A 20,712-nucleotide genomic window follows, 5' to 3' on the forward strand; every position below is an offset into this window, starting at 1 on the left:
ATTTGCTCCTGACATGTGCTCGGAGGTTCCCCAAGTGGACGGCGTGCGTTGCCTTTGAACCGCAGTGTGCGCCGCGCGCCATTGCGCGACCGCCCCGACCCGCGCACCGCCGAATCGGAAGATTGTCGGTGGCCTCTGTCATTTTGATCGGCTGCCTGAGCCCAGGCGGTGGAACGAGGGTGGAAGGTAAGGAAAGAATGACCCATGAATCTCGGGACGGGCGCACCTATGCGTCCGAGCTCGACAACAAGCTGTTGGAGCGCATTGCCCTCGTGGTCGTGGGCATTGACGTGATCGAGACGCTCAGTATCAAGCGTCCCAACTGGATTTCGTCGTTCGACCGTACCGGCGTGTGGGTGGAGACGGAACGGTCGAGGGCGCGCCGATCAGGTCCGCAACGGGTGCCGGCGTGGATGTTGGTCGTGGCGTGGGATCAACTGTGCAAGAACGGAAGTCTGAGCCAGATCGAATTGCTGAACGACTTGAACGTTAAGCGTTCGGCCATTGTCTGCGCGCTGCTCGCCAAGTTTCCTGATGTGGTGGTTTTGCAGAACCGTCCGACTGTGCTCGAACGGATTGCGCACTCATGAAGTAGACGGCCAGGACGTTGAACCGGGGCTGGGGGCACTGGCGGCTCAACCGGATTGACGATGACAGCCTGCAATGGCTCGCGATAACCGGCCCTGGGGCGAGGGTACCGATCGACAGAAAGAAAGTCTGGACGTTGATCCCGGACCGCCGGATATATCTGGTCAACTGGATCGTCACCGAGGACCATCACCGTCAGGAAGGTGATCCCGGGGTCTGGGTCCACGAGAACATCGATATCGACGAGGCGCGCGACGTCGCACTCGAGGTGCCGTCCGTATCGGCTGAGGACCTGGCCCGGATTCTGCGGCCGGGACGTTGTCTCACGCTGGATAACTGGATCGACATCCCGCGGACAAGCTCCTCGGAGCGCGCGCGGCCTGTGCACTCGGCCGTCAGGCCTGAGCCCGACCACCAGCCGCAGCAACGGTCAAGCATTAGACAAGAGGAGGCATCGTGGGCCGACCAAAACGGATACACCCCGTTGGATACCAGTAGCTTCAGCGAAGCGTTGCGGGACGGATCTTTGACCCGGTAACCCTGCTCGATTGGGCGCAATTACAACGGCTACAGGCGGCTCGGTGCCGGCCCGACCGAACTGAACACGGTGCTGCGTCCACTCGTCGAGGAAATCGTGTCGTCGGGCAGGATCCCGAAATGGGCAGGCGTCGACACCCTGCATCGCGCCACTGCCGGGTGTAGCCCTCCCAGCTTTGGGCTCCTCGTAACTCGATGCCGAGGCAAGTTGCTTCTACGCGCCGAGACCGTCGAGGAACTCCTCGACGAGGTGGCCCACGCTGTCGAGACCGCTGCCGGCGGTGAGAGTCGCCAGTTCTCTCAACGTGTCTCGCAACGCCACTTCGGTGACAGAAAGATCGCTGTAGTCCTCGTCGAGAAAGAACGCCGCTGATGTGGTGGAAAGATAGCCGACAAGGTCGAGGAACAACTCGAGCTGTCGAGCCGCCTTCGGGATGGCGATGCTCGAATCCGTCGTCATCGGTACGATGTCGAGATCGTTCTCCCAAAGTTGTCGGTCCAGCTTGTCGTCCCGGAGTGTCAGTGCAATCCCTTTACCGATTCCAGCACTGTCGCCACGTGCCGCCCGTACCTCATCAATAAGTTCGTGAAAGTCTTCGTCCCCCAGGGAATATCCAATGAAGACCATCCGACGCATCAATAACAGCCCCTGAACGAGTCCCATGAGTGCGCCGTACTGGCGGGGCATGCTCAAGTAGTCGGCCCGCGTAAGGATCATCTTCGCAGGAGCGTCGACGCCGCCGTGGAGCTTCAACAGCCAACGGCCGCCGGTGCTGCGGGGATTGTCCGGCAGGACTGCGATGTCCCGATCCCTCAATCTGGATGCAAGTTCGAAGAGGTTGTCAAAGTTGGTGGTCACGGCCTCCTTGCTGGGCAGCGACGCCAGCAGCCCATGTGCGAGTGAATAGCGTTCGAACTCTTTCAGATTCCTTGCGACTCGGTCTTTGAGGCGAGCGTCCGTCCTCTCCAGTGCACGATCGAGCAGCGTCGCCTGATCGCGTAGATCCCTGGCAGTCAACCGCTCTCGAACATCGTGATCGATACCGGCCTCCTTTGCGATCACGGCAAGGAGCCCTTTCCAGTCAGGCAGACCCGCGCCGGCGCTGACTCCTGCGCCGATGAACAGCACGAGCTGGTGTTCGATGGCTTCATTTGCGAGGTCACGCGCCTTCTGAATGAGATCGGGGTTTGCCTTCTTGGCGAATCGCCATGTCTTGGCGAGGTCCTTTCCGCCTATCAGCTCGCGCCGGGCCCGTTGCGCGGCCGCGTATGGCCGCGTGCCGAAGGTGACCAGGATGATGTCGACATTCTGTTGCTTTGCGAGCGTTGACAATGTCCCGACAAGACCGACGATGAGGTGGCCCTTCTTTCGCGACCCACCGCCGCGACCCGATCCCACCACATTGACGGCCAGTCGCTTCTTGGGCCACTCGTATATGCGTTTGGTCTTGTTGTCAGATTGGAGTGCCTCGGATGCGCGTAGCACGAACTCCCGCACCGTCGGTTCAAATGTCGAGAAGTCTGATGTGTCGCCGGCGTGGCCAACGTTCCCCAGCCAAACCTGCGGCTCGCCGTCCCGCGCGGTCAACTGACGAACGCGCTCATCACCCCATGACTTCGGGATTTCGTTTTGCCGGTCTTTGACGAGGGACTGCCATGCGGGCTCGATTTTGGATCCACCGTCCGTTGGCAAGAGGACTGCATCGCACGCAACCTTGGTGAGGTCGCCGTTGATGATGAAGAGGTGTCCGCTCATTCGCAGCAGGCTAGACAATCGCGGCGCGATGCGTACGTGGATTCCTTTTCGTTCGGGGTCTACCTGCGGCATCCGGCAACGTCCGCCGGTACCGTGGCGCGAAGCTCCTGGACGCGGACGCCGCAATGCCCGAGTTCACTCAGGTTCAACGCTCCGAGTTGTCCGACGACTAACCGGGCCCACCGCGGCCGGGCGCTGCAGTGCCGTCCGGCTCGACACCTAATCCAGATGTGGGACAGTGAGTGTCACCGAGGAGGAAATATGCCCTACGACAGAGCCGGCGGATTTGTGTCCATGCAGAACGCGCTCGACGCGTGGGAGCCGATCGCAATTGCAGTCCTGGTGGAAACGGCGAAGAAGTACAACGGCTTCGTCACGTACACCGAGCTGTCCAATGCAGTCCAAACCCGTTCGGGGATCGGACATAAGGGGTTGTTGACGAACTGGATTGGCGGACTGCTGCAACGCGTCATCTACCACTGTCGCGACAACGAGATCCCGCATCTCAGCGCGCTGTGCGTCACGGCGGACGGCACAGTCGGAAGTGGATACAGTAACGTTCCGCTCCTTCTCGGAGACGTCGAGTCGATGAGCCTTGAGCAACTCGATGACCACGCGGCCAGGACGCGACTTGAGTGCTACCGATACTTCGGGGCAGAGGTGCCACCGGGAGGGGGCGAGCCGGTCCTCACGCCGAAAGCGAAGGCGGCGCGAGAATGGAGACGCACGCAGACCAAGTTGGCAGAGCCTCCGAAACTCTGCCCTGTGCACTCAATCGCGCTACCTGTGACGGGTGTGTGCGATGAGTGCGACTGAATCGTTCTGTGGGAGTCATCGCCAGTAGGCTTCCGCCTGCGTAACAACGGGATCGAAGTAGCGTCGGTTGGTGCCTTTGTAGAACTGGCTGCCCTGGTCGATCAGTGCGGCATCTGCCTCGGCCTCGGATGCTGACCGCCAGTATCTGACTATGGAGCCCTCACGCAGGTGATGACTGTGGCTCATCTCGACCTTGGCGTCCACGGCCCAGCACAATCCCGGAGCGGTAATCCCGTGGACACTCTTATCCGTCGCGGCTCGGTCACTTTCGACCCCACACCGCCCGATAGCCCTTACCCGCAGACCCATAGCGTTCCCTTCAGTCGTCTGGTCTGCTGCCACAAGGGGCAATGCTTCCGGGGCAGACCCCTGTTACCGTCCAAACTATCGGGCAAGGGGTAACTGATGTGTGTTGCTGATGTGCGGTTGGATGCTCGGCCGTGAACATGATCGCGTTGGTCGCCGTGCTCACCGCTGCGTGTGCTGTCTTCTTGCTGGTAGCGGCTATCCGTTTCGGTCGGGTGAACAGGCGCTGGCTCGTCATCCTCGCGTTTGCTTGTGGGTGCGGGCTGTTGGCCATGTTGCTTACCGATTGGCCCTTGGACGTGCTGTCCAAGTTTTGGGCAGATCACTCGGTCTTGAGCGCAGTGTTGAGCTCGTTGCTTCTTGTAGGCGTCGGGTTTCTCGCGTTCGAGGTGCATGACACTCGTGTGCAGTCCGAGCTCGACGACAATGTCACCGCCGCCGGGATGGGTGGCATCGTCGATCACGTCGTTGACATCGAGGTCACACTTGCTTTGGCGTCAGCGCCGAAACCGCCAGATCACGTGCGGTGGGGCGACTGGTCGGCCAACCGCCGCCCCTTGAGGTGGCTACGAAAACGGCGCGAATTGCTCAATCGCGCCGAGGCAGGTGGTCCCTCGCCAACCGATCCGCGTCGCCACGAGCCTCCCAGCCAAATTGCCGATGGAGCGGAGTCGTGGCGCACGGACCTACTCGACCAATGCGTTCGGCGTGTGATCGCTGCTTTGCGAGACTGGGCGCCTGTCCTGGGCAGATCCCGCAATGGGCAGGCGGTGCTTGTCGATTTGGGAAAATTGCGCAACGAGTTGCTGAAAGTTCAGGCCGCACTCGTCGCGGGGCGCATATCCGAGGCATGCCGAATCATGGCTCGCCTGCGGCGGGACTGTCGCATCATCGCCCTCGCCTTGGAGATGCACAGCGGGGTCGAGCAACCTCGAGCAGAAGTGCTGCGAACTATGGAACCGTTCAACGGCAGCGCCCAATCCGGAAATTGGCTCGCGCGGACCAAAGTGAGGCTCGAGCGAGACACGTGGAAGAGCGCGCGGGCACGAGCCGAAAAGGACTTGATTCGAGGACCCGGCCTGAAGGTTGAGTAGACCGCTCTGGTTGGACCGGACCAATCAGGGACGGTTCCAGTTCGTCATCGCATGTCATACCCGTCTGGGACACTGAAGTCGACGATCGGGAAAGAGCACAGATGGAGTCGACAACCACACCGAAGCTTGGCGACGAGTTCGCAGAGGCTATGTGTTACGCGGCAAAACTACATGCGACACAGACCCGGAAGGGCGGGGACATCCCGTACTTCGGACATCTGATGTCGGTGTCGGCACTGGTGATCGAAGCCGGTGGCAGCCAGACGCAGGCGATCGCGGGCCTTCTCCACGACGCCGTCGAAGACCAGGGCGGAAAGCCGACTTTGGACGAGATCGAATCCCGGTTCGGTTCGGCCGTCGCCAAGATCGTGTCCGAGTGCAGCGATACGGACGAGGTACCCAAACCGCCGTGGCGTGATCGCAAGGAACGCTATATCGCGCATTTGCGGGGAGCCTCCGATGATGCTGTCCTGGTCTCGTTGGCCGACAAGGTTGACAACGCCCGGGCGATTCTGCGCGACCTGCGGTTGCACGGTGACCACCTCTGGCAGCGCTTCAACGTCAAGGATCCGCAACAGCATCTGTGGTACTACCGCAGCCTGCTGGAGGTGTTCGAGGAGCGGACTGACAGTTGGCTGGTGGATGAGCTCAGGTACACCGTCGAGCAGATTGCGGGGCTAGCCGGTCCTACTGTGCACACGTAGGTGCGGCTGCGGCCTGAGCTGCAGGCGCAGCGGACCGGACAATGGCGCGAGTGGAGTAGTCAGAAGTAGTTTGCGAACTGGTACTTGACGCCGCTGGACTCGATTGTCCGATCGAGTCCGTACGACGCGTCGCCCGACGAGTTGCGGGCGAGCACATCGAGGATGTCAGCTTCGGGTTGCCCACCAAGCGCGTTCGTCAGGGCGGGCACATCCTCGGCGGCGATCGTGTAGTAGCACTCGTATTCACCGTCCGGGCTGATGAATTCGGTGACCGCGCCAAGATCTTGCCCGACGATCCGAAGCGTTCCGTTGGAGTCGAGATAGGCATCAAGATTGAGCCAGCTGCCGTCCTCGCGGTGTTCATTCAGCAGGCTCACGTGGCGGGATTCTGCACGCTCGGGCCCGGTTTGATCCATGTCGTTGAGCTCCTACTGGTTTGCTGCATCGACGGATGTCACAATAGCCGATCTGGCCAGCGCGATCGGGCAGACGCCGGAGCACTCCTGCAAAGACAGGGCGGTGTCCGGCGAGCCGAGCTTTGTCGATGTGGTCAACCCGAAGCCAGGGGAGATCCGCGCCTGGGCATACAGCGGAGCGTGCGAGCAGATGCAGGACTGGGACCTCATCGTCGCTGACGTGGACAACTTGGAATTGCTCCTGGAGCTCGTCGGCGATCAAGCGTGCCATGCTCGCAAATACCTTCTTGACAGTTTGTATTGCCTGGTCGCCATTCGGACCACACCGACCCGCGGCTGTTGAGAGCCGCCGAGACGGCGCGGAAAGCCACGGATGCGTGGATCGCGACGTGGGGTCGGCACGTTTGTCTGGTCCCTGAGCATCCGTCCGATTTCAATCGGGCGGACTGGTGTGGCCGGCACGGTTTTGGCGCGAACTCGGGCGAATAGCGCTCCACGCGCACATCAAATCACCGCCCTGCGGGCGGTTTCGCAAGGTTGTCGGTGGCCTCTGTCATTCTGTCCGGCTCGCCTGAGCACGCGCCTGCTCCGTCACGGTGGGCGGATTGAACGATGGGAGGCAGGAGACATGACTCGTGATACCGGAGGCCGCCGCACCAAGGCGGTCGAATTCGACGACGACCTGTTGGAGCGCATCACGGAGGTGATCGCCGGCAGCGATGTCGTCGAGACGCTGAGTAACAAGCGCACCAACTGGATAACGTCGTTCGACCGCACAGGCGTGTGGGTGGAAACGGAGCGGTCCAGGGCACGTGCATCCGGACCTCAGCGGGTGCCGGCGTGGATGATCGTCGTGGCCTGGGAACAGTTGCGTAAGAACGGAACTCTCAGCCACATCGAGCTTCTCAACGACCTCAAGGTCATGCGGTCGGCGTTCGTCTGCGCATTACTCGCACAGTTCCCTGATGTCGTGGTGGTGCAAGATCGCCCGGCTGTCCTGGAAAGGATCGCTAACCCGTGAAGTACACGAGTCGGGCAGTGAACTACGGCTGGGAGCATTGGCGGCTCAACAGCGTCGACGATGACAGTCTCCAGTGGCTGGCGATCAGCCGACCGGAGGCGCGGGCGGTCATCGACCGATCCAAGGTGTGGACGTTGATCCCGGACCGGCAGATATTTCTCGCGAATTGGGTTGTTACTGAGGATCATCACCGGCAGCATGAACCGGGCACCTGGATCCACGAGAACATCGACATCGATGAGGCCCGGGCGATCGCTCTGGAGGTACCGCGGGTGCCTCCAGAGGAGTTGGCCCGGATTCTGCGTCCGGAGCGCTGCCTCACTCTCGATCAACTTGACCGGTATCCGGCCGACAAGATCCTCGGCACTCGGATTGCTCGGCTCTTGCGTCGGGACTGACCCGCAGCTATTGCGAATGCGGTTTGTCATGTCACACCCACATAGTTAGATCTGGGTATGGCGGAAACCGGGAATTCCGGAGAAGTTGTCGGCGACCAATCCGAGCAGTCGGTCCGCGATGTCGTTCCAGACAAGGCGTCGGTGAACGGCATCGTGAGCGTCGAGGTGTTTCAGGATCGCGACGATGACTACCTGAGGTGGGTGCACGGGCACAGCGCCGGTTACGTGATCAACGTCGAACGAAGTCTGCGTGGTGTCGCCAAGCTGCACCACTCCGCATGCCGCACGATCATCGACAGGCCACCATTTACTGAGTCTTACATCAAGATCTGCTCGACTACGCTCCGTGACTTCGACGAATGGGTTGTGGGCTACCCAAGCATCGACCTGTCGCCGTGCGGGACGTGCCAGCCACCCGCGTACATCGCTTCAAGCCCGGATTCGGTGTCATCCCAACAGGTTTCGTCAGCACCGAAGGCCACAGAGGATGAGCCGAACGCGACGGCAGCGGATGAATGGGAAATCGACGGACCCGGGCCCGGTAAGCCGTGGGTCCGGTTGTGGATCGACCGCTACATTCCGTATGAACGGCTCACCGATGATCAGCGGGCCGCTCGCGCGGCGCTCCGGGCAAGGGTGCGATCCCTAACAGCGGAGCCCGGCGAAATCCTGCACGCAAGTTTTGCCGGCGTGACACCCGATGGGATGGACGTCGAGAACGTGGTGCTCTACAACATCGACGGCACCGCGGGAGGGTGCTTCCAGCCAGGCACCCGGCACGGAGTCCGCATCGAAACGGCGCATGCTCTGCATGGCAATGCGCCGTCTGGCCTATCACATGCGTGCTCATACGAATATGGACTGACGAGCCCGGACAGCCGATTCACCCATTGGGGGCCCATACGGCCACTGGCTCGCTTCACTGAAGCCGATCTTGGAGAGTTCCCCTCCGCCAAGCGATTGGAACAGGTCTGGCTCGCCATTCACCACACCAACGACCTGGATGTCGCCGAGACGCCCATCGCCGCGTCGGACCGGATCGCGATCCGCCTTACCGTCAGTTACCCGTGCTCGCGAACAACAGGGGCCAGCCCCGAACTTGTCAAAGCGCTCATCGACGGCACCGTCGCCGCGTTCCAGTGCCACCTTGACAGGACATCGGTCGACGAGATCGGCGCGCGACTGGCCCGCACCACGGGCAGGCCGGCAGATCTGATCAAGCAACTGCTGCTCGACGGCAGGCATGCCGTCCTGGGCGCCGCCGATCGGCTCGTTTATCTGAGGGGAGCAGGGGTGCAATGGAATCCGGCGGACCACTTGGTGGCGGCCGCGCAGGTTGAATGTCGCCCAGTGCCCGATACCAAATGGTCGTTGTCCGGCGAGATCGATGCTGTCGAATCGACGCCGTGATGCCAAGCAGCTCATGAAGATCCGGGACTTGCGGCTACAACCACATCCTTCTGGGCCAAATACGTTCTCCACCAGTCCAGTTCACTTGCGACGATAGTGCGATGTCGGACGAGCCGAGCTTCGTCGATGTGGTCAACCCGACGCCGGAGGAGATCCGCGCCTGGGCATACAGCGGAGCTTTCGAGCCGATGCAGGACTGGGACCTCATCATCGCCGACGTCGACACTGTGGAACTGCTCCTGGAGCTGATCGGCGATCAATCGTGCCCGGCCCGGAAGTACCTTCTTGACAGTTTGTATTGCATGTTCGGCCATTCGGATCGCACCGACCCACGCCTCTTGCGAGCCGCCGAGACTGCTCGGGTAGCACCGGATGGGTGGATCGCAACGTGGGGTCGGCGCGCTTGTCACGTCGCTGAGCGTCCGTCTGATTTCAATCGTGCGGACTGGTGTGGTCTGGACGGTTTTCGCTCGAACCCTGACGGATAGCGTCTGCGCGGCCGCGCGCACACCCGCTCAGCACCCTGTGCGCGGGCCTCGCTAGGTATCGTCGAACTCTTGCGGCACTTCGGATCTGGTGCGGATGCGGCAGAAGTGACTCGCGGTCCGGCAGCGGGCTGGCTCCGCCAACTTCCCTCCTGCGCTGCGGATTCGCAAGTTTGTCGGTGGGCTCTGCCATTCTGTTCGGCTCGCATGTGCGAGCAACCATGAACAACGGATGGAGCACATACGATGACTACCTACCAGGTCAAGACGGCCGCGACCCTGCATCACATGACGAGTCGCACGATGACGAGAAAGAGCCTTCTCGGCGCCCTCGCCGTGGGCACGCTGTTGCCATTCGGTGGCACCACCTTGTGGTCAGCCCAGGCCACCAGTGGGGGACTCGACGTGGCCGCGCCGGCAGTGCAGTTGGCCGGCGCCGTCACCAGCATCGAGGAGCACCGTGAACCGCACGTGCGAGCTCTCTCGGGGCCTATGGTCCCGTTGGAACCCGCCCCGACAGTAAGTCAGCGCAACGCGGTGCGGGCCGCCAAGGATTACCTCGATTACAGCGCCTTCTCCCGACAGGGCCTCATCGAGCAATTGGAATACGAGGACTTCTCAACCACAGACGCGACTTTCGCCGTCGACAGCATCACCGTTGACTGGAATGAGCAAGCCGCGAAAGCTGCGAAGGCCTACCTGGACTATTCAGCGTTCTCCCGTGGCGGACTCATCGAGCAGCTCGAGTACGAGGGATTCACCCCGGCGCAGGCGGTCTACGGGGCCACGGCCGCAGGGCTGTAGTCGCGATGGCTGCAGCCTCACCGACCATCACGCGATACCGGCTGCCGACGATCCCAACACTTGTCGGTGGCCAGGGTGATACTGAGCGGCTCCCGCGAGCACTGGCTGGCCGTCCGCGGGGGTCGTTCTGGCCCAACGGAATCAACGACGTATTGGCATCCATGGACCCATCCCAGGAGGTGTTTCATGAGCAATAAGAGCTCATCCGGCTCGGGCGGCGTGATCTTCTTCGTCTTCGTGCTCATCGCGCTTGTTCCGAAGCCGGTCTGGATCGCCGTCGGTGTCATTACCGCGCTAGTCGTTGTGGGTTGGGCCGGCTACAAGGTCGTCGTCGCTCTGGAACAACGCAGCTATGAGGCTCAGGAACGGGCACGTATCGAGAAGGCGAAGCAAGCGGCGGACGCCAAACGCCAACGCGAAGAACAGATCCGTAAGGAAAAGCAACGGCGCATCGACACGCTCGGCAAGCAGAATGCCGCGCTGGTCGAGTCCGCGCTGACGGCGGTGAAGCAGGTGGCTGCGTCCGAAGCCGCTCGCGCCGGATGGTTGGGCAACGTCGACTTCAGCGCCGACATCAAGGCGATCACCGACAACTTCGAGAAGGCGCACGCGCTGCGTGGCGTGATCGGTAAGTTGTCGGCGCTGGACAGGCCCACCGCGGACGATCGCAAAATTCTCGCGGAAGCCAAGACCACTGCTGCCAAGCTGGAAGTCGTTGCGATCGAACGGGTGGAGCTGATCGGCAAATGCGCCAAGGAGGCGCAGCTCATCGACAAGTCACTACGCACCGAACGTGAGGACGCGCGGGTTGCCGAGCAGCGCGCCGAGCTGCACGCGAAGCTGAGCGCCATGCTCTACGGCATCGAGGCCACCCCAGAAGCCACGCAGCAGGATTCGGCGGTGGATGCGGTTATGGCACGCGTGCAGGCCTACCGGGAGATCAAGAGTCAGATTCAACAAGCCCGTGACGGCGGCGCCGCGTAGCTGCGGCACGTCGAGGACACGTAACAGTCACAGGGCCGTCGTTCCCCGGATCCACTCCGGTACGAACGCGATATCGAGCCGCGCAATCGACTTGTACCCCGACCACGTCGCAATCCCCGGCGGCTGGCTGGCATAGACCCCGCGAGCCGCAGCCACTACCCGGTTGTATTCAGTGGGCCAACGGATTTCGTTGGCGATCTGCTCCAACATGGCCTGATCACGCTCCAGCACTTCGGTGATGATCCCGACCGCCGGCAGCGCGTGCCGCTTGTCTGTGTTGCACCGCGCGCAGGCCAGCACCAGGTTGGCCAGGCCGTCGATGCCGACGAGCGACCACGGCAGCACATGATCGATCGGGTTGTCAGCCGGCAGGTGCGCCTTGCAGTAGAAGCAGTGCGGGGTGAACGCATCCTTGAACGGCTCCCGCACGGCAGCCAGCGCGGTGCGGTCCCGGCCGAACAAATGGCCGGCGATATCCGGCACCTCGGCGGTGAGGAACTTGTTCATTCGTCGCACATCGTCGACCCACATGATCTCCAGCGCGGGTTTGAGCAGTCCGGCGAGCCGGGCCAGGCCGGTCGCCACCCCGGGCATCAGCTCGATCGCGTCACCGTGGGCGCGCAGCGTCCGGCGGGAGACGTTGGGATGCAGAAAGCTGTCGTCATAGAGAAACGGGTCATTGGTGTCGGCGCCCGGCAGGCGCTGCAGCCGGTACAACGGCTGTTGCGCCAGGCAGAGGCCGATGTCGTCGATGGACGCTTGATAGACCTCCGGTGCCGTCATCATCGCGACACTCAGCGACGAGCCGGCCGCAGCGGAACGTAACTCCCTGACGGCGCGAGGAATTCGTTCGCGTTCGCCGGTGGACTGCCGAAGGTCGTGGCCCTCGAACGGGCGCACCTGGCGCCAGTACAGCTCCAGCACCCGGTGTGCGAGATCGGGGATGGGCACCGTCAACGGATCCGACGGATGCTGCGGCAGGTTCTCGATGCAGCAATCAATGAGCGCCATCAGGGTGGCCAGTTTGTACGTCGCCACCCGGGCGCCCGTCTCTAGGATCGCCACCACGCGCTGACCGAGCAGCAGGGGATCGGTGGCGTCGGGCACACGCCCTTGTTACCACGGCGAGCGGGCATTCGGGGTGTGGTCGGTTCGAGATTGACCCTAACGCCACATCTCCGGCCGACGCGGCCGTTGGTAGTCGTCGTGTGATGCGAGGACATTGCCGTACTCGTCTTCGGCCCACCACCGCTCAAACGTTCCACCCCGCTGCCTAATCACCCGATCCAGCTGCACAAGGACGTACTCCTTGGTGCGGTCGACCGCTTCGTGCGCTGTCGCACCGAGCTCGCACCCGTGCACGGCGAGGTCAACCGTCCCCATGTCGGAGCGCATGTAGAACGTCACCGTCACGCGAACTCGATGCGGTTCAAGCATTTTCGATCTGCGGAGGATGCTCGTCGGCCACCGGGTACACGGTGCCAAACCTCTGGTTGTTCATGGTCTCCTTCCTGAGCTTCAGTCAAACGCCGCGAGAAGCGCCGAGTGGTCCGTCTCGCCGGCAAGGCGCGGTGCGTGGTCGAACTCGCAGATGCGGACGCGTTGCGCGAACTCAGGTGTGGCGAAGATGTAGTCGAGGCGGAAGCCGTTGTCGCCGGGGCGGCTGAACCACGAATACTCGCGGCCCATCGGGTGCAAAGACCGCCACACGTCGACGTATCCGGATGCGATCAGGCGACCAGGCATCTCAGGTCCGATGAACTTGGTGCCCTTGGGATCTTTGTCGAGATTGTTGTTGCCCGTGTTGAAGTCGCCGATGAGCAGGTCGACTTCGCTGCGTCGGGCCCGGTCGATCAAGGCCTCCCAGTACGGAAGTTTTGCGTGGGCTTGTGGCAGGTACACGCCGCAGACGATGGTCCCGTCGAACTCGGCGCACCACAGGTTATGGGCGGGCAGATCCCTGGTGAAGCGCGATGCGCGGTCGATCGGGGTGCGCGACGCGATGAGCACGGTGTTCTGCTTCGGATCGGCCCCAGGGTGCGTCGTCTCATACCCGGCGCGTTCGAGTTGGGTGATCAGGCGAGCGCCGGTGTCGTTGGCCCGGAACTCGGTCACCACCAGGAGGTCGGCGTCGTAACCCAACAGTCGTGCGGCAAGGGCATCAGCAGACTTGTTGCCGCCGTGGCGGATGTTCAGCGTGGCGATTCGCAGCGTCATCGGAGTGTCCTCTCGCTCGGCGTGGAATCTCCAGCGAGCCGGACAGTATGCAGACGAGCACCGACAAACCTCGTCAGACTTGGACGCGAAGGGACTCCGAACGACCGGCCGACATGTGGGAGCTTCTGATTAGCCTCCGCGACGTCGACATTCCAACAGAAGCGATCGTCGAGCAGGTGCAATCCGAACGCTGGTGATCGTCCTCGACGCGTCGGCGGCGGTATCGGCACTGCTGAATGATGGTCAGGCGCCAACGGACCTCGATGCACCATCACCGTCGTACCCGATGAGCGCTGGAGTGCACTAAATCTCGGATTACTGCTTGATAGTGACTGAAATCCGAGACGTAGAAGCCGCCGGCATGGAAGCCGCGGGCGTTGGCTCAGGCGCGAAAAGCAGTATCGCCGGCGGTATCAGGTTTTCAGATCCGCAGTGGGCAGCTCACGCCCAGAAATCTTCTGCGTCCGCTTGTACAACCACGTGAGCACCGCCGCGAACCCGATGACCCCGAGAACTTCAGCCAATGTCCCGTCATTGCCGGTGAAGATCGCCAACGGCTCGTCACTGCCCGTGCCGGCAACGAACCCGGCGAACACCACGCCGTAAAGGCTTTCGCCGACGATCAAGCCGGTGGCCAGCAGGACGCCGAGGCGCTTCTTGCGCTCGACGTTGTCACCGGTGCGGTCGGCCCACTTGTTGTAGAACCAGCCCAGCAGTGAGCCGAGCGGGATGATCAAGGTCAGGCTCATCGGCAGGTACATGCCCATCCCGACGGCCAGCGGGGGCAGGCTGAACCGGGAAGTGCGACACAGGATCTCGTCGATGATGACGATCACCACGCCGATCGCCGCGCCCAGCCCGATCAGTGACCAGTCCAATGACCCGCCGAACACGCCCTTGGCCAGGGAAGAGATCAGCGCGGCCTGCGGGGCAGCGAGCGCGTGGTCGGTGGCGCCTGGTGCGCCAAGGAACCCGAACGCGCGTTGCATCAGGTCGAGCACCGGCGGGATGATCGCGGAGCCGAACAACACGCCAATCACCAACGCCACCTGCTGTTTCCACGGCGTCGCGCCGACCAGCTGGCCCGTCTTGAGGTCCTGCAGGTTGTCGTTGGAGATGGTGGCCACCCCGAAGGTGATGGCCGCGACGAACAGTGTGAAAGCCACCAGCGCGAGAGATCCGTCGTCGGAGGTGGGGCCGTACACCAGCTTGATCAGCAGCGCGGCGATGATCACTGTCAGGATGCCAACGCCGGAGATGGGGCTGTTCGACGAGCCGATCAGCCCGGCCATGTAGCCGCACACCGCGGCGATCACCAGGCCGATGACGAAGATGAACACCACGCTCGCCACGATGATCCCGTTCGAGCTGCCGTGCAGCACCGTGCCGTGACTGAAATCCCACAGCAGCACAGCAATTGGGACCAGCATCGCCACCACGATGCCCACCACGATCGGGAACGGGATGTCGCGCTGGGTGATGTCGACCAGCTGGCCCTGCCGGCGGTCACGGGCCGAGGCCAGCGCTTCGGTGATGCCCTTGACGATTGGGCGCAGGATCTTCAGCAGCGTCCAGATCGCGGCCACCGCGATTGCCCCGGCTCCGATGAACCGCACCTCATGCACGAATACCCCGTCGATGACGTCGGCCACCGACTCGTCTGTCCCGAACGCGCCGATGGTGCGGATCGGCAGCAGCACCCCGAACGAGATGATGAGTCCGACGAGCATCGCGATCCCGACCGTCATCCCGATCAGATGCCCCACGCCGACCAACGCCAACGACAGACTGGCACCGAACATCGAGCCGCCGGCACCGACCTTGAAGTACGCCGCCACGTAATTGGCGAGCACCTTGAGGTTGGCCAGCAGCGCGAACCCGGCCGACACCAGCGAGCCGAACGCGATGACCCGGATACCGACACGGTTCTCGGCGGCACCGCCGCTGCTGTCGCCGACCTTGAGCACCTCGGCGGCAGCCACGCCTTCGGGGTAGGGGAGATCCGAACCGGTCACCAGGGCCCGGCGCAGCGGGATGGAGTACATCACGCCGAGGATGCCGCCGACGGCGCACACCGCCACCGTGATCCAGTACGGGAACCCGGTCCACCAGCCGATCATGATCAGACCGGGCAGCACGAAGATGATCGCCGAGAGCGTGCCCGCCGCCGAGGCGATGGTCTGCACGATGTTGTTCTCCACGATGGAGTGATTGGCGAAGTTGCGCAGCAGCGCCATCGAGATCACCGCGGCCGGGATCGCCGTGGCGAAGGTCAGGCCGACCTTGAGGCCGAGGTAGACGTTGGCGGCGGTGAACACCAGCGTGATTGCCCCGCCGAGCAGGATCCCGCGGATGGTCAGTTCGCGCAGCGTCGGTCTGGTGGGTGTTTCTGCGGTGTCGCTGGCCAACTGGGCTTCCTCTCGCTTGCAGTTGCTGACTAACGGTAGGCGCTGGGTCGTGGTGGCGCGGGGCGATCGATACAGCGGCGCGACCTGACGACGAGACCATGTCTGACCGGCACATGTCAGCTAACTATGTGACGGGCGAATTGTCAGACCCAACTGGGATAATTGACACATGTCGCAAACGATCCACCACCGTCTCCACATCGTCGAAGCCGCAGATTGGAAGGACGGCATCATCACCCTGTTGGAGCCGCGCTCGTCGTATCGGCCGTGGCGTTATGCGTTCGGCGAGACCCGACCGGGCGACTATGCGATCGTCGTGTTGGGCACCGATCCGGTCTCGGTGGTGACGCAGTTGGCGCGCATCGACCACGAGGGCGGCCTCGGCGGTGCGATGCTGGATCCGCGGGGCGTTGATCTGGTGGACCTGGCCACGCTGGCGATGGTGCTCAACCTCAGTGATGCGTTCGTCAGTTGGCGCCTCGATGATGACGACGCCGAGCGGGTGATTCTGGCGATCCATGCGAGCCCGGTGTACGGGGGACCGGAGAACCGCTGGGGGCATTCCTCAGTTGCCGCGGCACGCAACCTCCTGAACTTCGACGGGGACTGTCAGGGGTGTGGTGCGCCGATCGACCTGAGGGAAGCCGACGCCCGCGACCTGGTGCACATCTATACCGTCGACCAGCTGCCGCGCTGGCACCCGCACTCACCGATCCGAACTCCGGACAGCCCACGCGTGCGCGGCCCCCTCGGCGCGGCGGTGCGGAGCGCCGCCAAGGACTGGCCGGCCGTCATCTGCCGACGCTGCCGAGACCGGATGAGCGACGACAACTTCCGCTCCTTCATCGACTTCAAGTTCGCCCAGAACCCGGACTGCCCGCACTGCGGCGGTCAGCGTACCCAGGCCATTCGGTACGGCATGCCGGCCGCTCCTGAGTCGTGGGGACCGTGGCTGCATATCGGCGGTTGCTGCCCCGATGACGACAAGTGGCGGTGCACGATCTGTGATCACGAATGGGCGTGACGGATATCAGGGAAGCCCACTTGCCAACCGTGCCAACGCCTCCCGAAACACCGGGTTCGGGTTCGCCTCCGGCAACGCGTTGAGCACCTCGTCTAACGCCTGCTCAGTGCCGATACCTGCGACGTGCGCACCATAGAGCGCTGCCACCGTCGGCGTGCGGCTGTAGGACTCGACGCAATGCAGCAACACCGTGCGCCCCTGCGCGCGCAGCTGCTCGACCGCACGGGCCGCCTCTAACAGCACGAAATCCAGATGCGGGTTCTCGTCGGGATCGACCTTGTCGATCAGCCGCACCTCCACATGCGGCATACCCTCGGGCACAAGGTGTTCCGGGATACGGCACAGCGAGACGACGGCGTCGAACTCGGCAGGCAACCGACGCAACGCGCTCACGCTGCCGAGCAGAACCTGCCGGTCATGTGGGTGATGGGTGAAGACGTTGGCCTGGGACCAAGAATAGTCAGGGTCAGAAACCGGCTCCTTGCGCTCGATCGCCGTCGCCAGACCCACGAGATCTCGGGCAGTGATGCCCGGCCAGCCGTGCAGCAGGTGGCGCCAGTCCAACGGCACGGCAGACGCACCGTATGCCGCACCGAGCAGCCCGCCGGCGATCGCGGCCACGGTGTCGGTATCAAAGCCCGCCCGCACCGCGGCATCGAGCCCGCGGTGAAGATGTTCGGGCCCAAAGCCATCCGCTGCGGTGCTGCTGATGGCGGACCAGGCCGCCTGGAACGCCGCCACCACCCAGCCGTTGTTCGGGATATCCGCCGGTCGGCTGGCCTCGGCGTGCTCGATCCGCTCAGACCACAACTTCCGACGGTCAGAACCGATGTGGTCCAATCCGATTCGCACATCGAGCTTGGTCGTCAGCACCGCGTGCCGGATCGCGCAGCACCACAGCACGGCCGCATCGGCGGCGTCGGGATCGTAATGAGTGAGCCCGCTGATCGCCCGCGCAGCCTCCACCATGGCCTCCTCGTCGTCGAGGTAGGCCAGCGCGACCGGAGCCGTCCGCATCAGCGAGCCATTTCCGCCGCTGCGTCCGGTCTGCCGATGTACGGCCTCGGCCGCTGTACGAGCGCGGCTCGCCGAAATGCCGCCGTCCGCCGCCATATTCAGCACCTGCCGGGTCTGGATGCCCACATCCTTGGCACCCAAAGACCATTCGTACCAGCGGGCGACGATCGCGTCCTGTGCGGCAGCGTCGCGCACATCGGCACCGGTGGCCGCGACTTCGGCGATCGCGATCGCCATGGCGGTGTCGTCGGTCCATTCGCCGGGCTCCCAACCCCCGCCGCCGACCATCTCCACCGGCAACTCGCGCCCGCGAGGCGGCTGAAACTCGTACGGCGCACCCAGCGCGTCCCCGGCCGCGGTGCCCAGCAGAACGCCCTCAACCCGGTCATTTAGTGATGCCATCGAGCCCCTCCGATCTTTTGCGCGATATCGCGCTAATTGATGACTGACTGTACGCTCAGGCTCTGACATGGACAAGAACGCGTATCGAGACACCAGCCAAAAGAGGCTGGAGGACTACCCGCGCCCCTCGGTCGCGGTCGATACGGCGGTGCTGACGGTCGATCCTGATCTCGGACTGGCGGTGTTGCAGGTCCGACGTCCCCGTAGCCGCAATTGGGCGCTGCCCGGCACGTTCCTGCAGAAGGGCGAGATCCTCGCCGACGCCGTCAGGCGGTCCCTGGCGGACAAGGCCAACGTCCACGGTCTGGACCCGCGGCAACTCCATGTGTTCGATGCCCCCGATCGTGACGACCGGGGGTGGGTGTTGTCCGTCGCGCACGTCGCCGTCGTCCCGCCCGACCGGGTGGCCACCCGGTCCGCTGAAACCACCCGGCTGGTGTCGGTGGAGCCGCCTGGTCGCTTGGTGTACGACCACGACAAGATCATCGAGCTGGCCGTCGCCGACGTGCGCGCGCACTACCGTGCCAGCCCCGACCCTGACCGTTTGCTGGGGGATGAATTCACGTTGCGGGACCTACGGCTGGTCCATGAGGCGGTCGCCGGGCGCGAGTTGCAGCGCGACAATTTCCGACGTGCGATGGAGCGGCACCTCGAGCCGACGGGCGAGTTCGCCACCGGTGGTCGTGGGCGGCCCGCCGAGCTGTTTCGCCGAGCGTGATGTGAATCGCAATATGCCCTGCGCGTGAATTCTCCTTCTGCATAGTCGAATTGCTCACCGGCAACCGTGAGCAGCCTGCATTCATTCGACGCCCACGTCAGTTCTGCCGTACGGTCGAAAATATGGCTGTGTACAACCTGGCTTTCGAATGGACAGATACCAATCGGCACTGGCTGATCGAGGTTCCCGTTCGGGTCGTCGCGTACATCGTTGTGGCGCTAATCATTCGGTTTTTGCTGCACCGCATGATCGACCGCGCGACCACTGGCAGGCGTAAAAAATCCGTTAGCGGAGAACTTGAGGGGCAAGCGAAAAAACCTCCGTTACTTCGCCATCTGCGAGACCGGGCCTCGGCAGCGACGAACGGCATCCGGGCGGCCGAACGTCGCCAGCAGCGGGCCCAGACCATCGGGTCGGTACTGAAGTCCACCACATCCATCGTGCTGCTGGTGTGGGTTGTGCTGGCGATCCTCAGCGTGCTCGGGGTGAACATCGCGCCGTTCATCGCCTCCGCCGGTGTCGTCGGCCTCGCCATCGGCTTCGGCGCGCAGAACCTCGTGCGCGATTTCGTCACCGGCGTATTCATGTTGCTGGAGGACCAATACGGCGTCGGCGACAACGTCGACCTGGGGGAGGTGTCCGGCGAAGTGCAGAGCGTCGGACTGCGGATCACCACCGTTCGCGACATCGACGGCACCCTCTGGTACGTGCGCAACGGCGAGATCGCCCGCGTCGGGAACATGAGCCAGGATTACGCGGTGGCCCGGGTCGAGGTCCCGGTCGCGTTGACCGCGGATGTGGACCGCGCCGAGGAGGTCGCCGTCGAAGCGGCCCATGAAGTCATCGCCGATCCGAAGATGGCCGGCAAGGTCATCGGAGAACCGGAGATGCTCGGTGTGCAGTCGCTGGCGGCGGACCAGCTCACGTTGCGGATGACGCTGAAGACCCGGCCGAACGCGCAGTGGTCGGTGCAGCGCAAGCTCCGCCGGGAAATCCTGCGGGCCTACGACGAAAATGGAATCAACCTGCCCTACCCGCAGGGCCGCATTCACGCCGTCGTCGGGGGTCAAAGCGCGGAGTAGCTGCTGGTTGATTTGGCCCCTGACATGTGCATTTGGGCCCCGACAGCACCGCCCCTGAACTATCATTCCCACATGACCAGGGCCATTGTGGTGCTGTTCTCAGGGATCGTAATCGCGGGCGTCATCGCGACACCCGCCCATGCCGAGCCGGCGCCGCCGTGTACTTTCGCGCTGTCGTCGCCGGCCGTCGTTCACGTCGACGGCGGCGATATGGTCAGCGTGACCGTCTCCCCGGACGCATGCGGAGCACCGGCAAACCCCCGATTCAGCGTGGCGTGCGTGCAACGTCAGGACAACGCCTCGGCGGTGCAGTGCAATCAGGGCAGGGGAACCCAACCGGCGCAGGTGCTGACGCCCTACCGGCCCGGCGCGACCTATGTGGCCACCGGCCGGGGATGCGGCGGCTGGATGGGCATCGCGGAGATCGCCCCGCAGTGCCAGGCGCTGGGCCCGCTCTCAGCGCCGCTGTAACCGTCGCGGCGCCGTCCGTTCACCTGTGAAATCCCTTCACGTCACCTGTGCAGG

24 protein-coding genes are annotated in these 20,712 nt (G+C 63.4%); 16 read left to right on the forward strand and 8 right to left on the reverse strand.

Annotated features, from left to right (window positions below; genetic code table 11):
• Window positions 1-197: 197 nt before the first annotated feature.
• Window positions 198-590 (forward strand): hypothetical protein, encoded by a 393-nt coding sequence (locus tag QQ25_RS07035; protein ID WP_039378576.1) that lies wholly within the window; start codon window positions 198-200, stop codon window positions 588-590.
• A 134-nt stretch (window positions 591-724) separates the two neighbouring features.
• Window positions 725-1,126 carry a hypothetical protein gene (locus QQ25_RS07040; protein WP_052235692.1) on the forward strand — a complete coding sequence of 134 codons (402 nt, stop codon included), beginning with the start codon at window positions 725-727 and terminating at the stop codon, window positions 1,124-1,126.
• Between the two features lie 213 nt (window positions 1,127-1,339).
• Here QQ25_RS07040 and QQ25_RS07045 read toward each other — a convergent pair whose 3' ends face one another.
• Complete coding sequence (locus QQ25_RS07045; protein WP_039378046.1) at window positions 1,340-2,881, reverse strand: SIR2 family NAD-dependent protein deacylase; 1,542 nt, start codon at window positions 2,879-2,881, stop codon at window positions 1,340-1,342.
• 294 nt (window positions 2,882-3,175) lie between these two features.
• Here QQ25_RS07045 and QQ25_RS07050 point away from each other — a divergent pair, with 294 nt between their 5' ends.
• Complete coding sequence (locus tag QQ25_RS07050; protein ID WP_039378577.1) at window positions 3,176-3,697, forward strand: hypothetical protein; 522 nt, start codon at window positions 3,176-3,178, stop codon at window positions 3,695-3,697.
• 15 nt (window positions 3,698-3,712) lie between these two features.
• Here QQ25_RS07050 and QQ25_RS07055 read toward each other — a convergent pair whose 3' ends face one another.
• The gene (locus tag QQ25_RS07055; protein ID WP_039378049.1) at window positions 3,713-3,901 is read right to left on the reverse strand and encodes a hypothetical protein; all 189 of its coding nucleotides are present in this window, start codon (window positions 3,899-3,901) and stop codon (window positions 3,713-3,715) included.
• A gap of 236 nt (window positions 3,902-4,137) precedes the next feature.
• Here QQ25_RS07055 and QQ25_RS07060 point away from each other — a divergent pair, with 236 nt between their 5' ends.
• Both QQ25_RS07060 and QQ25_RS07065 read left to right on the forward strand, forming a co-directional pair.
• Window positions 4,138-5,097, forward strand: a complete 960-nt coding sequence (locus tag QQ25_RS07060; protein ID WP_039378052.1) for a hypothetical protein — start codon at window positions 4,138-4,140, stop codon at window positions 5,095-5,097.
• Window positions 5,098-5,198: 101 nt separating this feature from the next.
• On the forward strand, window positions 5,199-5,801 hold the full coding sequence (locus QQ25_RS07065; RefSeq protein ID WP_039378055.1) for an HD domain-containing protein: 603 nt from the start codon (window positions 5,199-5,201) through the stop codon (window positions 5,799-5,801).
• Between the two features lie 59 nt (window positions 5,802-5,860).
• Here the strand turns inward: QQ25_RS07065 and QQ25_RS07070 are convergent, their stop codons facing one another.
• Entirely contained in the window at window positions 5,861-6,178 is a 318-nt protein-coding gene (locus QQ25_RS07070; RefSeq protein WP_131546120.1) for a hypothetical protein, read from the reverse strand.
• A 37-nt stretch (window positions 6,179-6,215) separates the two neighbouring features.
• Here QQ25_RS07070 and QQ25_RS29705 point away from each other — a divergent pair, with 37 nt between their 5' ends.
• The 7 genes from QQ25_RS29705 to QQ25_RS07105 all read left to right on the forward strand — a co-directional run bounded on the left by QQ25_RS29705 (window position 6,216) and on the right by QQ25_RS07105 (window position 11,319).
• Window positions 6,216-6,560: a hypothetical protein gene (locus QQ25_RS29705; RefSeq protein WP_052235694.1), complete on the forward strand. Its 345-nt coding sequence runs from the start codon at window positions 6,216-6,218 to the stop codon at window positions 6,558-6,560.
• 285 nt (window positions 6,561-6,845) lie between these two features.
• Window positions 6,846-7,238 carry a hypothetical protein gene (locus tag QQ25_RS07080; protein WP_039378057.1) on the forward strand — a complete coding sequence of 131 codons (393 nt, stop codon included), beginning with the start codon at window positions 6,846-6,848 and terminating at the stop codon, window positions 7,236-7,238.
• Entirely contained in the window at window positions 7,235-7,636 is a 402-nt protein-coding gene (locus tag QQ25_RS07085) for a hypothetical protein (protein WP_234711865.1), read from the forward strand. Before QQ25_RS07080 ends, QQ25_RS07085 begins: the two co-directional genes overlap by 4 nt.
• 57 nt (window positions 7,637-7,693) lie before the next feature.
• Complete coding sequence (locus QQ25_RS07090) at window positions 7,694-9,046, forward strand: hypothetical protein (protein WP_039378059.1); 1,353 nt, start codon at window positions 7,694-7,696, stop codon at window positions 9,044-9,046.
• 101 nt (window positions 9,047-9,147) lie between these two features.
• Entirely contained in the window at window positions 9,148-9,534 is a 387-nt protein-coding gene (locus QQ25_RS29710; RefSeq protein WP_052235695.1) for a hypothetical protein, read from the forward strand.
• Window positions 9,535-9,777: 243 nt separating this feature from the next.
• Window positions 9,778-10,335 (forward strand): Ltp family lipoprotein, encoded by a 558-nt coding sequence (locus QQ25_RS07100; RefSeq protein WP_169748635.1) that lies wholly within the window; start codon window positions 9,778-9,780, stop codon window positions 10,333-10,335.
• A 186-nt stretch (window positions 10,336-10,521) separates the two neighbouring features.
• Window positions 10,522-11,319 (forward strand): hypothetical protein, encoded by a 798-nt coding sequence (locus tag QQ25_RS07105; RefSeq protein ID WP_039378060.1) that lies wholly within the window; start codon window positions 10,522-10,524, stop codon window positions 11,317-11,319.
• A gap of 27 nt (window positions 11,320-11,346) precedes the next feature.
• Here the strand turns inward: QQ25_RS07105 and QQ25_RS07110 are convergent, their stop codons facing one another.
• The 4 genes from QQ25_RS07110 to QQ25_RS07125 form a co-directional block, all read right to left on the reverse strand.
• On the reverse strand, window positions 11,347-12,426 hold the full coding sequence (locus QQ25_RS07110) for an HNH endonuclease (RefSeq protein WP_039378062.1): 1,080 nt from the start codon (window positions 12,424-12,426) through the stop codon (window positions 11,347-11,349).
• Between the two features lie 57 nt (window positions 12,427-12,483).
• Entirely contained in the window at window positions 12,484-12,732 is a 249-nt protein-coding gene (locus QQ25_RS07115; protein WP_039378063.1) for a hypothetical protein, read from the reverse strand.
• 105 nt (window positions 12,733-12,837) lie between these two features.
• Window positions 12,838-13,536, reverse strand: a complete 699-nt coding sequence (locus QQ25_RS07120; protein ID WP_039378065.1) for an endonuclease/exonuclease/phosphatase family protein — start codon at window positions 13,534-13,536, stop codon at window positions 12,838-12,840.
• A gap of 413 nt (window positions 13,537-13,949) precedes the next feature.
• Entirely contained in the window at window positions 13,950-15,944 is a 1,995-nt protein-coding gene (locus QQ25_RS07125) for an OPT family oligopeptide transporter (RefSeq protein ID WP_039378066.1), read from the reverse strand.
• Window positions 15,945-16,113: 169 nt separating this feature from the next.
• Here QQ25_RS07125 and QQ25_RS31305 point away from each other — a divergent pair, with 169 nt between their 5' ends.
• Window positions 16,114-16,968, forward strand: coding sequence for a hypothetical protein (locus tag QQ25_RS31305; RefSeq protein ID WP_039378068.1), 855 nt, complete (start codon window positions 16,114-16,116; stop codon window positions 16,966-16,968).
• Window positions 16,969-16,974: 6 nt separating this feature from the next.
• Here QQ25_RS31305 and QQ25_RS07135 read toward each other — a convergent pair whose 3' ends face one another.
• Window positions 16,975-18,387 (reverse strand): ADP-ribosylglycohydrolase family protein, encoded by a 1,413-nt coding sequence (locus QQ25_RS07135; protein WP_039378069.1) that lies wholly within the window; start codon window positions 18,385-18,387, stop codon window positions 16,975-16,977.
• A gap of 67 nt (window positions 18,388-18,454) precedes the next feature.
• On the opposite strand from QQ25_RS07135, the gene QQ25_RS07140 reads away from it, so the two are divergent.
• The 3 genes from QQ25_RS07140 (at window position 18,455) to QQ25_RS07150 (ending at window position 20,658) form a co-directional block, all read left to right on the forward strand.
• Entirely contained in the window at window positions 18,455-19,105 is a 651-nt protein-coding gene (locus QQ25_RS07140) for an NUDIX hydrolase (protein WP_039378071.1), read from the forward strand.
• Between the two features lie 122 nt (window positions 19,106-19,227).
• On the forward strand, window positions 19,228-20,187 hold the full coding sequence (locus QQ25_RS07145) for a mechanosensitive ion channel family protein (RefSeq protein WP_039378072.1): 960 nt from the start codon (window positions 19,228-19,230) through the stop codon (window positions 20,185-20,187).
• Between the two features lie 72 nt (window positions 20,188-20,259).
• Window positions 20,260-20,658 (forward strand): hypothetical protein, encoded by a 399-nt coding sequence (locus QQ25_RS07150; RefSeq protein WP_039378074.1) that lies wholly within the window; start codon window positions 20,260-20,262, stop codon window positions 20,656-20,658.
• The last annotated feature ends 54 nt before the right edge of the window (window positions 20,659-20,712 follow it).

Source organism: Mycolicibacterium setense (assembly GCF_000805385.1).
Taxonomy (GTDB): Bacteria; Actinomycetota; Actinomycetes; order Mycobacteriales; family Mycobacteriaceae; genus Mycobacterium; species Mycobacterium setense.